Origin of the sequence: Ruminococcus sp. CAG:57 (genome assembly GCF_000435935.1) — a bacterium.
Classification (GTDB): Bacteria; Bacillota; Clostridia; order Oscillospirales; family Ruminococcaceae; genus Hominimerdicola; species Hominimerdicola aceti.
This window is the reverse complement of sequence record NZ_FR890787.1, coordinates 52,956-66,035: the sequence shown is the minus strand read 5'-3', so window position 1 is coordinate 66,035 and position 13,080 is coordinate 52,956. Positions and strand designations below refer to the sequence as shown.

Genomic DNA, 13,080 nt, shown 5'->3' with positions numbered 1-13,080 from the left:
ATGAAACGATCAAGGGTTGAATTTACAAAGCCGATGAAAAAGACCCACACTATATTGATACCATCAATGCTTGACTTCCACTTTCCGCTGCTTAAATATGCATTTCTTAGCGGTGGATATAAGTGCGACGTTATCGGGGTGAACGAATACAGTCGGTCACAAATGATAAACGCAGGCTGGGAATATTCAAATAATGATGTCTGCTTTCCCTGCAACCTCATAATAGGACAGTTCATATGTGCATTGAAAAGCGGCAAATATGACACCGCAAAAACAGCCCTGCTGCTGCCTCAAACAGGAGGAGGGTGCAGAGCGTGCAATTACATTATGCTGCTGCGAAAAGCTCTTTTGAAAGCCGGTCTGCAAAATGTTCCTGTGGTGTCACTTAATGTCAGCGGCGTTGAGAAACACAGCGGATTTTCCATAACGCCTAAAATGGTGCTGACGGCTTGTGCAGCGATCTATTACAGTGACTTGCTTTTGTATCTTTATAATGAGCTTTCACCCTATGAACTAAAAAAGGGTGAAACGCTTGATAAAGTCCGCCTATGGAACAGCAGGCTGTCACGGCTCTTTGAACATGGCAAAGCAGCCGATCCAATCTCAATGTGCGTCATATTCCGCAAGATATGCGAAAGCTTTGCTACAATAAATTGTGATAAAAGCAGATCGGTCAAAAAGGTCGCCGTAACAGGGGAGCTTTACATAAAATTCTGTGCTCTCGGCAACGGCGAAACGGAGAAATACCTCCGTGATCTCGGTTGTCAGATATATATGAGCGGCTTTGTTCCATACATAATGTACCTTGTCGATTCCTGTACAAATGATGATAACATTTACGGAAGAAAAACCTTGGCAGGTGTGGGAGCAAAAGTCCTTATTGCCTATATGAAAACGCTTTGGTGCAAAATGAATTCTGCACTTGTACAAAACGGTTTCGAGCCTATGGAAGACTATAGATCCTTGAAAAGCTACGGTGAAAACTTTGGCTGCCTTGGCGAAACAATGGGGGACGGCTGGCTTATCGGTGCAGAAATGTGTTCAGCGTTGAAGAACGGCTGCAAAGGTGTTGTGATGCTGTTGCCGTTTGGCTGCCTTGTGAGCCACACCTGTGCAAGAGGCATAATAAAGCGTATAAAAAAGCTCTACCCAGACAGCATCATAACGGCGGTCGATCACGATTCGGGAACAGCGGACGTTAATATCAAAAACCGCATTAAGATGACCCTTGATTTTATGGATAATAATATAATGAAACACAACAAAAACTGAAATTCTGAAAGAGGAGAATGATATGGAATATTTGATCCCTTTGGCTATATTTGCCGCTTTGGGCATATTGGCAGGCGTTCTGCTGACGGTGGCTTCAAAAGTTTTTGCCGTTGAGGTGGATGAGCGTGTCGACGCTATCGCAGAAGCGCTTCCGCAGGCAAACTGTGGCGCTTGTGGCTTTTCGGGCTGTGCAGACTATGCCGACGCTATCGTGAACAAAGGTGCAGAATGTAACCTTTGCCGTCCGGGAGGCGAGGCTGCTGCAAAGAAGATAGCCGAGATAATGGGCGTTGAAGTGACTGCAGCAGAGCCACAGGTGGCTTTCGTGCGCTGTTCGGGAGATTGCTCTCATACACCGCATAAATACGATTTTGACGGCATTCAGAGCTGTGCGGCGTGCAACAGGTTTTATGACGGAAGCAAGCTTTGCACAAGCGGCTGTTTAGGCTACGGCGATTGTATCAAGGTCTGCTCTCAGGGGGCAATATCTATCGTTGACGGCATTGCCGTTATCGACAAAGCAAAGTGCATGGGCTGTGGGCTTTGCGCAAAAGCCTGTCCAAATGGTCTTATCGCAGTGAGAAGGATCTCTCAGGCTGTGGATATCTGCTGTTCATCAAGAGATGTGGGCAGAGTGACAAGGTCTGTTTGTCCTAACGGCTGTATAGGCTGTAAGCTGTGCGAGAAAAACTGTCCGTCAGGTGCCGTTACAGTGCAGAACAACCACGCTGTTATCGACTATGACAAGTGTACAAACTGCGGAAAGTGTGCAGAGGTGTGCCGTGTCCACGCTATCAGGTCTATCATGGGCGAAAAAGTGGAAGTGCAGTAAAATATTTTGCTTTAAAGGCTCTCTTGACGTTTATGCGTCAGGGGAGCTTTTTTTGTGCCAAAAATACACAGCCAAATTTGTGCAGTGTTCACGAAAAGTTTAGCGTTTGTTGACAGATACTTATAAATGATTTATAATACTATTTGTACGAATAATTGTCAGCGGCAAGAAAAATATAGCCGAACTTTAAGGAGAACACAGCAGAATGAACATTAAAGACTACAGAATTATCAGTGAAAAAAACGTTTTCAGACGGATAGCGGCACTTTTGACAACGCTCTTGCTCGTTATCACAGTGATTCCCGAGGGCTTCTCTACGACTATAACATCGGTGGCAGAAGCGGCAGATACGGCTGTGACAGGTGCGTATTTTGATACAGACGGCATGGAAATCGTCACTTATAACGTGGTTGATGATTTCGGTGCAGACAACACAGGAAACGCTATGACCGGAAAGCAGATACAGCAGGCACTTGACGCTGCACAGGAAAATTCAGGACAGGGCATTTTCACAAAGGTCGTGATACCAAAGGGAACGTATCTTATTTCTTCTGCACTTGTGGTATACAGCGATACTTGGATATACTGTGAAGAGGGCGTTGAGATAAAAAGGTGCATTTCCTATGGACCTATGCTCAGGTGTGATAATAATGGTATCGGCGGCTATGACGGCGTTAAAAATGTTATCGTTGAGGGCGGGCTTTGGAACGGAAACACAGATCAGTGGCCAAATACCGCAGATTTTTCAAATATCAGATTTGCACATTGCAGAAATATTCTTCTGAAAGATATGCACGTCAAAAATAACGAGAACGGTCATCATATGGAGATAGGCGGTGCGGCTGACGTCACCATAGAGGGCTGTACTTTTACAGGATATACAGGCTACAGGAAAAAAGAAGCCATTCAGCTTGATTGCATGAACAACAGCAGAGTTTTTGCAGGCTATGCGCCTTTTGACGATACATCATGCGAAAATGTGGTCATAAAGAATAATCTTTTCTCAGGCATTTGCAGAGGTCTTGGTTCTCATTCCGCCACTCTGGGTATCTATTATACAGATATCCTTATTGAGGGCAACGTTTTTGAAAACCTCGACGATGTGGCAATGATAATGTACAATTATAAGAATTGTACCATAACAAATAACACTATCACAAACTGCGCAAGCGGTATAGACTTCAAGGCAATGTCCAGCCTGCCTAACAACAATTTCAATCCCCCTGTGGTGAAGTCTATGGAGGAAGCGGTTGACGGCTTTGAGGACGACGCAAACTCTGTTATTTCATCTAACACTATCTCTGTAAGCGGTGATGACGAATATGGCATTACAAGCGGCATACGCCTGACAGGGTATGAGGTCAAGGACAATGGTGTTATCCCTGACTATAATTTCAGAGTGGCAGGAGTAAAGATCCTCGAAAATCGAATCGAGAGCAACGGAACCACTATCGCACTTAATGACGCTGAGAATTGCAGTATCGAATCAAATATTCTCGTTACAAAGCAGGACGGTATTAATTACAAGGATAAAAATGGTCTTACTCTCAACGAGTGTGATAATATAAAGATAATAGATAACTATATTTCAGGCTCAGCCAGAAACGGTGCTTCCGTTACTGACAGCTCAGGGAATACCCTTGAGAACAATACCATAGAGAACGTTGGAATGAACGGAATAAATATCTACAACGGCTCTGAGAACAATATTGCAAGCTCAAACAGCGTAAATTCAGCGAAAAAGCATGGTATAGCAGTGGCTGCAAATTCTTCCGCTGTGATAAAGTCCAACAGCATTTCAAAGGCGGGGGACACGGGCATTCTTATTTATAACGGATCAAAGGGCGAGTGCTCAGGCAACAAAGTTAAAAATGCCGTGGGGCATGGTATCGTGTTCAGCAAGAACGCTTCTGGCAAGGCGGCTTCAAACACTGTTTCTGGCGCAGGCAAGCATGGATTGCTTGTTACAGACCGCTGCGGCAGTGTGGTTCTAAGCTCAAATAAGATATCAAACAGCAAGCAGAACGGCATTTGCGTGTCAAATTACAGCAGTTCTGTGAGTGTAAATTCAAACAGCATAAGTGGCTCAGGAAAAAGCGGCATAAGCGTAAGCTCTCACAGCAAGGCTTCGCTGAAAGACAACGCTGTGAACGGCTCAAAGTCTGCGGCAGTGTCAAAGAGCGCTGATTCTTCTATCAGCCTGCCGAAAGTATCAGGATTGTCTGTGAATTCTGTGAATAACACGGATATACAGATCAGCTTTTCTGGCAGATCAACTAACAAATGCGGCTATGAGATATACAGGAAAACAGGCGCAAAGGGAAAATACTCTGCCGTGGGGACGACTGCAAAAGGAAAGTTTACAGATGGATCTTTCAAGGCGAACACAGATTATTATTACAAAGTACGCTGTTATGAAACTGTGTCAGGCAAAAGGGTATACGGCGGATATTCCGCTGAGATAAAGGTAAGATCAGCAACGAAAAGATCTGTCGGGAAGGCGTCTGTCAAGGTGTCAGATCAGGTGTGGACAGGTAAGGCGCTGAAGCCTGCTGTCACTGTAAAGGACGGAAATGTCACCCTCAAAAAGGACAGGGACTATACTGTAAGCTACTCCGCAAACAAGGACATAGGCACTGCTAAGGTGACTGTCACAGGGAAGGGAAGCTACACAGGTAAGATAACAAAGACTTTCAAGATAAACCCACAGGGACAGAGCATTTCTGCCAAGGGCGACAAGAGCGGAAAGAAGATAGCGGTAACTCTTGCAAAGCACAGCTCAAATTCAGGCTATCAAGTGTCATATGCCGACAACAGCGGCTTTAAGAACAGCAAGTCCTTGTGGCTCAGCGGAAACTCAAAGAACAAAGGCACAATAAAAGGTCTTAAAAGCAAAAAGACATATTACGTCAAGGCAAGGGATTATAAGACAATTGGCAAGACCAAAGTGTACGGCAAGTGGTCGGCTGTGAAGAAGGTAAGTATTTAGGGCAAAAAATTTTCCAAGCCGATTGACAAGGCTCTTATAATGTGGTATAATTCAAGATATGACAAGGAAGGTGAATATAATGACCAATGTTGTAAAGGGCGATCAGGTAAAGGATTCATACGGCAAGATCTATGATGTTATCGAAGTTCATGAGCATAATGTTATGGTGCTTGAGCCGGGTAAACCATACTGGGAGCGTATCTGCATGGGACGTTTTGATTTCGACTCATATTTCAGAAGAGCAGATGAGCCTATGACAGATGATATGCCTCGTCCAATGGGCATCGATGAAGAAGATTTCGATGAGGACGAAGAGGAAGAAGAATAAGATTTATTGCGGTTGGCTTTTGTCAGCCGCATTTTTATTGCACAAAAACGCCACGGAGATATTCTCTCCGTGGCGTTTTTCTTTGGGCGGAATAGCCCCTTTTATGCTGTTTCTTCTGCGAAGTTTCCTGTGTAGAGCTGATAATACTTGCCCTTTTTGGCAATAAGCTCGTCATGTGTGCCACGCTCGATTATCCTGCCCTGCTCAAGTACCATTATGCAGTCTGAGTTTCTGACAGTTGAAAGTCTGTGGGCGATAACGAATGTTGTTCTGCCCTGCATGAGAGCGTCCATACCAGCCTGAACAAGACTCTCTGTTCTTGTGTCGATAGAAGAAGTAGCCTCGTCAAGGATAAGAACAGGAGGATCGCCGACTGCCGCTCTTGCAATGGCTATGAGCTGACGCTGACCCTGTGAAAGGTTTGAGCCGTCGCCTGTGAGAACAGTGTTGTAGCCGTCAGGAAGTCTTTCTATAAAGCCGTTTGCGTTTGCAAGTCTTGCGGCTGCCATACATTCCTCGTCGGTGGCGTCAAGGTTGCCGTAGCGGATATTTTCCATTACTGTGCCTGTGAAAAGGTGTGTGTCCTGCAAAACTATGCCGAGAGTTTTTCTCAGAGCAGGCTTCTTTATCTTTGTAATGTTTATTCCGTCATAGCGTATCTTGCCATCCTGAATGTCATAAAAGCGATTGATAAGATTTGTGATAGTTGTCTTTCCTGCGCCTGTTGAGCCAACAAAAGCTATCTTCTGACCAGGCTTTGCAAAAAGCTTTACGTCATGAAGAACTATCTTGCTGTCGTCATATCCGAAGTCAACACCGTCAAATACGACCTCGCCCTCCATTTTCTTGTAGTCAACAGTGCCGTCAGCCTGATGACGATGCTTCCAAGCCCATATGCCTGTACGCTCTTTGCATTCTTCAAGCTCACCATTCTGGTTGTATTTTGCATTAACGAACTCAACATAGCCCTCGTCTGTTTCAGGCTTCTGGTCGAGGAGGTCAAACACTCTGCTTGCGCCTGCGGTAGCCTGAACAACGAATGCCATTTGCTGGCTTATCTGTGTGATAGGCTGTGTGAAGTTCTTGTTAAGGGATACAAATGTTACGATAGTGCCGAGGGTAAGACCTGCATAGCCGTTTATGGCAAGGATAGCTCCCACAATGGCACAAAGCACATAGCTGAGGTTTCCGATATTTGCGTTTATCGGCATCATGATGTTTGCGTACTTGTTAGCTTCGTTTGCACTGACTCTCAGCTTGTCATTTATCTTTACAAAGTCTTCTATTGCCTTATCCTCGTGACAGAACACTTTTACTACTTTCTGTCCGTCAAGCATTTCTTCGATAAAGCCGTCAACTGCGCCAAGGTCACGCTGCTGAGCCGCAAAGTGCGCTCCTGACTTTGAAGCGAGATCGTTGGTCACCTTTACCATTACAAATGCCATTGCGATAGAGAGTATGGTAAGAGGAATGTTGAGGATTATCATGGAAACGAGGGTGGATATAAGTGTTGCAAGAGAGTTTATAAGCTGAGGTATGCTCTGGCTGATAAACTGTCTGAGAGTATCAACGTCATTTGTGTATACTGACATGATGTCGCCATGCGGGTGTGTGTCAAAATACTTGATAGGAAGTGTTTCCATGTTGAGAAACAGATCATCTCTTATGTTTCTCAGCGTACCCTGACCGATGTTTACCATTATCCTGTTGTATGCGTATGAAGCCGCAATGCCCACAACGTATACTACTGCAAGACCGCCGAGAGCCTTTGCAAGAGGTGAAAAATCATGGCTGGAGGTCTTTAGCATCGGTGTGATGTAGTCATCAACAAGTGACTGCATGAACATCATTCCCGCAAGTGTGGTGACAGCCTGAATAAGTATGCACGCCACAACTATTATAAATGAGAATTTATAGTTTTTGAGCATATATTTCATTACTCTGCCGAGGACTTTCATCTGGTCGCCTGACATTTTAGGCTTGCCGCCCATTTCTTTATTCATTGGCTTAGGCATTTAAGCTTCCTCCTTTCCTGCTGACTGAACGTCGAAATCTCCGCCGCCCTTTACCTGAGATTCATATATCTCACGGTATATCTCGTTTGTTTCAACAAGCTTTTCGTGTGTGTCAAAGCCGTTTACTCTGCCACCGTCAAGAACTATTATCCTGTCGGCGTCCTGGACGCTTGAGATCCTCTGTGCGATAATGAACTTTGTTGTGCCTGGGATAGACTTTGCGAATGCCGCTCTTATCTTTGCGTCTGTTGCAGTGTCTACTGCGCTTGTGGAGTCGTCAAGGATAAGAACCTTTGGCTTTTTCAGAAGCGCTCTTGCAATACAAAGTCGCTGCTTCTGTCCGCCTGATACGTTTGTACCGCCCTGCTCGATATAAGTTTCATACTTTTCAGGAAAGCGTTCAATGAACTCGTCAACGCAGGCAGCCTCACAGGCTTCGATACATTCGGCGTCTGTGGCGTTTTCGTTGCCCCAGCGTAGGTTGTCAAGGATAGTGCCTGAGAAAAGCACGTTTTTCTGCAATACTACAGAAACCTGATCTCTCAGATATTCCATATCGTAATCTCTTACGTCCTTGCCGCCAACGCATACAGAACCTTCGTCAACGTCATAAAGACGGCTGATAAGATTTACAAGGCTTGTTTTTCCGCAGCCTGTTGAGCCTATGATGCCGATAGTTTCGCCAGACTTGATGTGCAGGTCGATATTGTTAAGCACCATTTTTCCGCTTCCATGCTTGTATGAGAAGCTTACATTGTTGAAGTCAACAGAGCCGTCTTTCATATCCTTTGCCGGGTTCTCACCGTTGTGAAGATCAGGTGTTTCCTTGAGTATCTCTGAGATACGTCTGATACTTGCTGTACTCATTGATATCATAACGAATATCGTAGAGAGCATCATAAGTGACATCATGGCGGAGATAACATATGTGAAAACAGATGAAAGCTCGCCTGTTTTCATCGTGCCTGCAACAACATTCTTTGCGCCAAGCCAGCTTATGAGCATTATGCAGGAGTAGATAACGAACATCATAACAGGGCTGTTCAGTGCGATAAGGCTCTCAGCCTTTACGAACATCTTATAGAGATTGCCTGAGGCTTTCTTGAATTTCTTCTGCTCGAAGTCCTCTCTTACATATGCCTTTACAACTCTGATAGCCGATACGTTTTCCTGTATGCTTGCGTTAAGTTCGTCATACTTTTTGAAAGCCTCTGTGAAAACTTTCATCGTCTTTTTAACGATGATTCCAAGAACTATGCCAAGAAGAACGATAGCTGCAAGGAATATGGTGCTCATTGAGCCGCTTACTGCAAAGCACATTGCCATTGAGCAGATGAGCATCAGCGGCGCTCTCACTGCGATACGGATTATCATTTGGTATGCGTTCTGAACGTTTGTAACGTCAGTTGTCATTCTTGTTACAAGACCTGCGGTGCTGAACTTGTCGATGTTTGAGAACGAATAGGTCTGCACCTTGCGGTAGATAGCTTCACGAAGATTGCAGGCAAAGCCTGATGAAGCAGAAGCCGCATATTTTCCTGCAAGAAAGCCCGAAAGCAGGCTGACCATTGCCGCCACTACCATTACGCCACCGAAAATATAAACGTTTGTCATGTTGCCCTTTTCAATGCCGTCGTCGATTATCTTCGCCATTATAAAAGGCAGAAGCATTTCCATAAAGACCTCAAGTGCTGTGAAAACAGGGGTCAGAATGGAGTCCTTCTTGTACTGTTTGATCTGTGCTAGTATTTCTTTCAAGCCAGATCCCTCCTCTCGCTTATTTTTATATTGTATTGTCTATCATTTTTTTCTGGAGCCGTTCCATTTCGTCAAGCTCCTGATCTGTGAAATTACGGAAAGCCATTGTTTCTATCTTTTTAAGACAGTCGCAAATGTCCTGCTGGAGGGTATAGGCTTTCTCGGTTGCTATTATCTTCTTGTGACGCTCGTCATCATCACTGCCCTCATAGGAGAGATATCCTCCTGCACGGAGCTTTTTTATAAGCCCTGATACCGTCGCACGGGAAATATTCAGATCGTGGTGTATCGCTGTTGAGAAAACAGGCTCGCCATTATGTTCCATTATGTACATAAGCACATGGCTCTGAGCGGCGGTTATACCCTTGCCTGCGAGCATGGTGTTTATCTCGCATTCTATTTTCAGATGAATGTATTTGGAATACCGCAGGATGTTCTTTTTTCTGTTATCCGCCAAATTGTTCGCCTCCTTACATTTTTGCGCCTAACATTTTGCTTTAATTAATAATATCACATTTTTACTTGAAAGTGAAATACAAATATGTTATAATTAATAAAAGAATTTTATAGATTGCTATCAAATTTAATTTTTATTAAGAATTGTTTACCAAACGAAACAATTTGCGGAAATAAACAAACATAAAGGGGCGGTTTTTGTGAATACTGTACAATTGGAGTGCTTTTTGGCTGTGGCGCAGTATCTTAACTTTTCCAAGGCGGCGGAATCTGTGAGCATCACTCAGCCTGCGGTGAGCCACCAGATAGGTTCTTTGGAGGACGAACTAGGGGTGAAGCTTTTCGTGCGAACGAGCAAGAGCGTTTCGCTCACAAGAGAGGGTATAATGTTTATTTCAGACGCAGAGCAGATACTTAAAATAGCAGGCTCAGCAAAATTCAGGCTGTCAGAAAAGCTTGAGGACGAACCTGTGAGGATAAGCATAGGCTGTCACAATCAGGCGGAGCTGAACGTTTTGACTCCTGCCCTAAGAGAAATGTCCAGGCTTTATGATGATCTTTTGCCGTATATAGATCTTACTCCGTTCAAGTCTATAGACAATCAGCTCAAAGATCAGAAGATACAGCTTCTTCTGTCATTTAAAAGTCCTCATAAACAGCCTTTTGACTATGTGGAGCTTTGCCGCTGTCAGTTTATGTGCCTTTGCCAGAAAGATCACCCTCTTGCAAAGGCGGATAGCCTTGATGTGGACGATATCTCAGGCAGACCTATTTTTATAGAGCGCCACACCTGTCCTGACGAGATATTTGCCTTGCAGCACAGGATACTTGCGAACGGCAAGGTGGATAAGATAATATTCTGTGGAGATTATGAAAGCGCAGTTGCAATGGCGGAAGCGGGGCTGGGGTTTATGATTTTCCCCGCCATAGAGGACGCTTACAAAGGTCCGCTAAAAGCGATACCAATAAAAGGCGTGAAAGAGATATCTTTCGGTGTCTATTATCTCAGGTCGCAGCTTGAAAAGCAGGCAAAGGATATGCTTGGGATACTCAAAAATCAGTTTGCAAAATAAAAGCACTGTATCGGTGGGTGATACAGCGCTGTGAATGTTGCAAAGAAAATAATTAGTGGGCGACCTCAGGTCGCCCATACATAAAATCGCATATCAATAAGTGGTAGGGGCGAACAGCGTTCGCCCGCAGTATTACATATCAAACAATGGGTACATAATTTCATTTTTATGACACATTCTGTAAATATTCTTCAAGGCAGAGGTTATTTTCATACATTTCCTTTGCCGCCTTTTCGCCAACATATCTGTAGTGCCATTCTTCTGGAATAATACCGGTAATATCTTGCTTTTCGGCTGTGTAACGCTCTATAAAGCCATATTTGTAGCTGTTTTTGGCGAGCCAATCCCATACTTCCTGATTTGTAACTCTGCTGTCACCGCTTGCGATATCGACACACAGACCAAGCTCGTGTTCGCTTGTGCCGGGCATTGCCACCCATTCTTCCGCATAGGCTTTCGCCTTTTTGTCGCTGTAGCCTATTTTCTGATAGTGTTCATATTTGCTCTTAAGTATGTCCTGCTGATCCTCTGCGGTGCGGAACGATGATGTGATAGTTGGATATATCCCCTGCGAGCGTGCGTCATCAAACATTTTCTGAAGCTGTGGGTAAATGCGGCAGTCCACTGCCTGACCATTGTCAAGGGCGGTGAGTATCACTGAGCAATTCTCGCATATAGGCGTGTCATTGTTCACCAATGTGAGCTGCCAGTCCTGCCGGGCTTTATACTCTGCAAGCTGAGATGAAGTCACGCTGTCGTCATAGGTGTATTCCACTGATGCAGGTGTGGATTGCTTCTTGGGCTTCATATCAGGAATGTAATATCTGTATATAAGCAATGCCACAACCAAAATAATAATTGCAGTGGCAATTACGATATGCTTTTTGTTTTTATTTGTCATAATGACCGCTCCTTTGCTTTTACTGTATCAATGATACCATACTAAAGAAGCTTTCGCACGAGTATTAGCTTAACTGTTTCATAAGATTTTCTTAATGTGTCGGACTAGCATTAAGCTATTGTCGGTGATAACAAATTTTGCATGACGATTTGTGCATATCGACGATTTTATAGAAAAGGTCTTGACTTGGAGCTAACTCCAGGTGGTAAAATGTAATCAATAAATAAAACTCTAGGAGGTAATTACCATGGCAGTAAAACAGACAGCAGGCAGAAATAGTCTTGGCGACCTTGCTCCTAAATTTGCAGAGCTTAATGATGACGTTCTTTTCGGCGAGGTATGGTCAAGAGAGGACAAGCTCTCACTGAGAGACCGTTGTATCGTTACGGTAACAGCTCTTATGGCAAAGGGCATTACAGACAATTCTATCAAATATCATATCGAGAATGCTAAAAATCACGGAGTAACAAAGACTGAAATGGTGGAGATCATCACTCACGCTGCATTCTATGTTGGCTGGCCTAACGCTTGGGCTGTCTTTCCAATGGTAAGGGAAGCGTATGCTGAGGAAAAGGACGGCTGCTCAGATTCACTTTTCGGTCTTGGCGAGCCTAATGTGAACTTTGCTCAGTATTTTATAGGTAACAGCTATCTTAAACCGCTGAATGTCAAGGGCGTAGGCGTGTTCAACGTTACCTTTGAGCCAAAGTGCAGAAATAACTGGCATATCCACCACAAGGGCGGACAGATACTTCTTTGTACAGATGGCGAGGGCTGGTATCAGGAATGGGGTCAGCCTGCAAGAAAGCTACACCCTGGTGATGTTGTTTACATTGCTCCGGAGATAAAGCATTGGCACGGTGCAACAAAGGACGAGTGGTTCACGCACGTTGCTCTTGAGATACCTGCCGAGGGCGCATCGAACGAGTGGTGCGAGCCTGTTTCAGACGAGCAGTATAATGCACTTTAATAGAGAGGTAAAGCTATGACTATTTCTGAAGTTAGTGAGAAATATGGGCTTACACCCGATACACTGAGATACTATGAGCGTATAGGACTTATTCCGCCTGTGCCGAGAACGAGAAGCGGTCTTAGGGACTATGATGAAAGTTCATGCAATTGGATAGAGTTCATAAAGTGCATGAGAGGCGCAGGTCTGCAAATAGAGGCCCTTATCGAGTATGTTGCTTTGTATCAGCAGGGCGACAGCACTATCGAGGCAAGAAAAAATCTGCTTATCGAGCAGAGAAAAGATCTCCTTGAAAAGCAGGCTGAGATAGCTGCGACTATCGACAGACTCAACTATAAGATAGACAATTATGAAAAGATATGCGCTAAGGTCATAAAGTGACGGATAAGGTCATGATACAAAGGACGGCAGTAAAATGCCGCCCTTTTTGTGTTGTTTTAACAGCCCCGCCTGCGTTGACAAACAGCGGTTTTAATGGTATAATGG

Annotated in this window: 11 protein-coding genes; 7 read left to right on the top strand and 4 right to left on the bottom strand. The window is 44.4% G+C overall.

Features of this window, described 5'->3' with window-relative positions:
- The 4 genes from QVO88_RS10950 (at position 1) to QVO88_RS10935 (ending at position 5,421) form a co-directional block, all read left to right on the top strand.
- Positions 1-1,272 carry a 2-hydroxyacyl-CoA dehydratase gene (locus tag QVO88_RS10950; RefSeq protein WP_022288498.1) on the top strand — a complete coding sequence of 424 codons (1,272 nt, stop codon included), beginning with the start codon at positions 1-3 and terminating at the stop codon, positions 1,270-1,272.
- Between the two features lie 22 nt (positions 1,273-1,294).
- Positions 1,295-2,104, top strand: a complete 810-nt coding sequence (locus QVO88_RS10945; protein WP_022288497.1) for an RnfABCDGE type electron transport complex subunit B — start codon at positions 1,295-1,297, stop codon at positions 2,102-2,104.
- 205 nt (positions 2,105-2,309) lie between these two features.
- A complete protein-coding gene (locus tag QVO88_RS10940; RefSeq protein ID WP_022288496.1) occupies positions 2,310-5,093 on the top strand; it encodes a right-handed parallel beta-helix repeat-containing protein in 2,784 nt (927 codons plus the stop codon).
- A gap of 79 nt (positions 5,094-5,172) precedes the next feature.
- Positions 5,173-5,421, top strand: coding sequence for a hypothetical protein (locus QVO88_RS10935; RefSeq protein WP_022288495.1), 249 nt, complete (start codon positions 5,173-5,175; stop codon positions 5,419-5,421).
- A 101-nt stretch (positions 5,422-5,522) separates the two neighbouring features.
- Here QVO88_RS10935 and QVO88_RS10930 read toward each other — a convergent pair whose 3' ends face one another.
- Genes QVO88_RS10930 through QVO88_RS10920 form a run of 3 tightly spaced genes read right to left on the bottom strand, consistent with a single transcriptional unit; the run spans position 5,523 to position 9,651 of the window.
- Positions 5,523-7,424: an ABC transporter ATP-binding protein gene (locus QVO88_RS10930; RefSeq protein WP_265290526.1), complete on the bottom strand. Its 1,902-nt coding sequence runs from the start codon at positions 7,422-7,424 to the stop codon at positions 5,523-5,525.
- A gap of 12 nt (positions 7,425-7,436) precedes the next feature.
- Positions 7,437-9,194 carry an ABC transporter ATP-binding protein gene (locus tag QVO88_RS10925; protein WP_022288493.1) on the bottom strand — a complete coding sequence of 586 codons (1,758 nt, stop codon included), beginning with the start codon at positions 9,192-9,194 and terminating at the stop codon, positions 7,437-7,439.
- 25 nt (positions 9,195-9,219) lie between these two features.
- Complete coding sequence (locus QVO88_RS10920) at positions 9,220-9,651, bottom strand: MarR family winged helix-turn-helix transcriptional regulator (RefSeq protein WP_022288492.1); 432 nt, start codon at positions 9,649-9,651, stop codon at positions 9,220-9,222.
- A gap of 199 nt (positions 9,652-9,850) precedes the next feature.
- Between QVO88_RS10920 and QVO88_RS10915 the strand changes: the two genes are divergently transcribed.
- On the top strand, positions 9,851-10,723 hold the full coding sequence (locus QVO88_RS10915; RefSeq protein ID WP_147340031.1) for a LysR family transcriptional regulator: 873 nt from the start codon (positions 9,851-9,853) through the stop codon (positions 10,721-10,723).
- 166 nt (positions 10,724-10,889) lie between these two features.
- On the opposite strand, the gene QVO88_RS10910 is transcribed toward QVO88_RS10915, so the two are convergent.
- Positions 10,890-11,624, bottom strand: coding sequence for a D-Ala-D-Ala carboxypeptidase VanY (locus QVO88_RS10910; RefSeq protein WP_022288490.1), 735 nt, complete (start codon positions 11,622-11,624; stop codon positions 10,890-10,892).
- Between the two features lie 247 nt (positions 11,625-11,871).
- Between QVO88_RS10910 and QVO88_RS10905 the strand changes: the two genes are divergently transcribed.
- Positions 11,872-12,594, top strand: a complete 723-nt coding sequence (locus tag QVO88_RS10905; protein WP_022288489.1) for a carboxymuconolactone decarboxylase family protein — start codon at positions 11,872-11,874, stop codon at positions 12,592-12,594.
- A gap of 15 nt (positions 12,595-12,609) precedes the next feature.
- Positions 12,610-12,975 (top strand): MerR family transcriptional regulator, encoded by a 366-nt coding sequence (locus QVO88_RS10900; RefSeq protein WP_022288488.1) that lies wholly within the window; start codon positions 12,610-12,612, stop codon positions 12,973-12,975.
- Positions 12,976-13,080: the final 105 nt, after the last annotated feature.

What these genes read in the sequence shown, in the direction of transcription:
- QVO88_RS10950 (WP_022288498.1), top strand. Translation starts at nt 1, where the DNA reads ATGAAACGATCAAGGGTTGAATTTACAAAGCCGATGAAAAAGACCCAC.
- QVO88_RS10935 (WP_022288495.1), top strand. Translation starts at nt 5,173, where the DNA reads ATGACCAATGTTGTAAAGGGCGATCAGGTAAAGGATTCATACGGCAAG.
- QVO88_RS10940 (WP_022288496.1), top strand. Translation starts at nt 2,310, where the DNA reads ATGAACATTAAAGACTACAGAATTATCAGTGAAAAAAACGTTTTCAGA.
- QVO88_RS10900 (WP_022288488.1), top strand. Translation starts at nt 12,610, where the DNA reads ATGACTATTTCTGAAGTTAGTGAGAAATATGGGCTTACACCCGATACA.
- QVO88_RS10930 (WP_265290526.1), bottom strand. Translation starts at nt 7,424, where the DNA reads ATGAATAAAGAAATGGGCGGCAAGCCTAAAATGTCAGGCGACCAGATG.
- QVO88_RS10905 (WP_022288489.1), top strand. Translation starts at nt 11,872, where the DNA reads ATGGCAGTAAAACAGACAGCAGGCAGAAATAGTCTTGGCGACCTTGCT.
- QVO88_RS10945 (WP_022288497.1), top strand. Translation starts at nt 1,295, where the DNA reads ATGGAATATTTGATCCCTTTGGCTATATTTGCCGCTTTGGGCATATTG.
- QVO88_RS10910 (WP_022288490.1), bottom strand. Translation starts at nt 11,624, where the DNA reads ATGACAAATAAAAACAAAAAGCATATCGTAATTGCCACTGCAATTATT.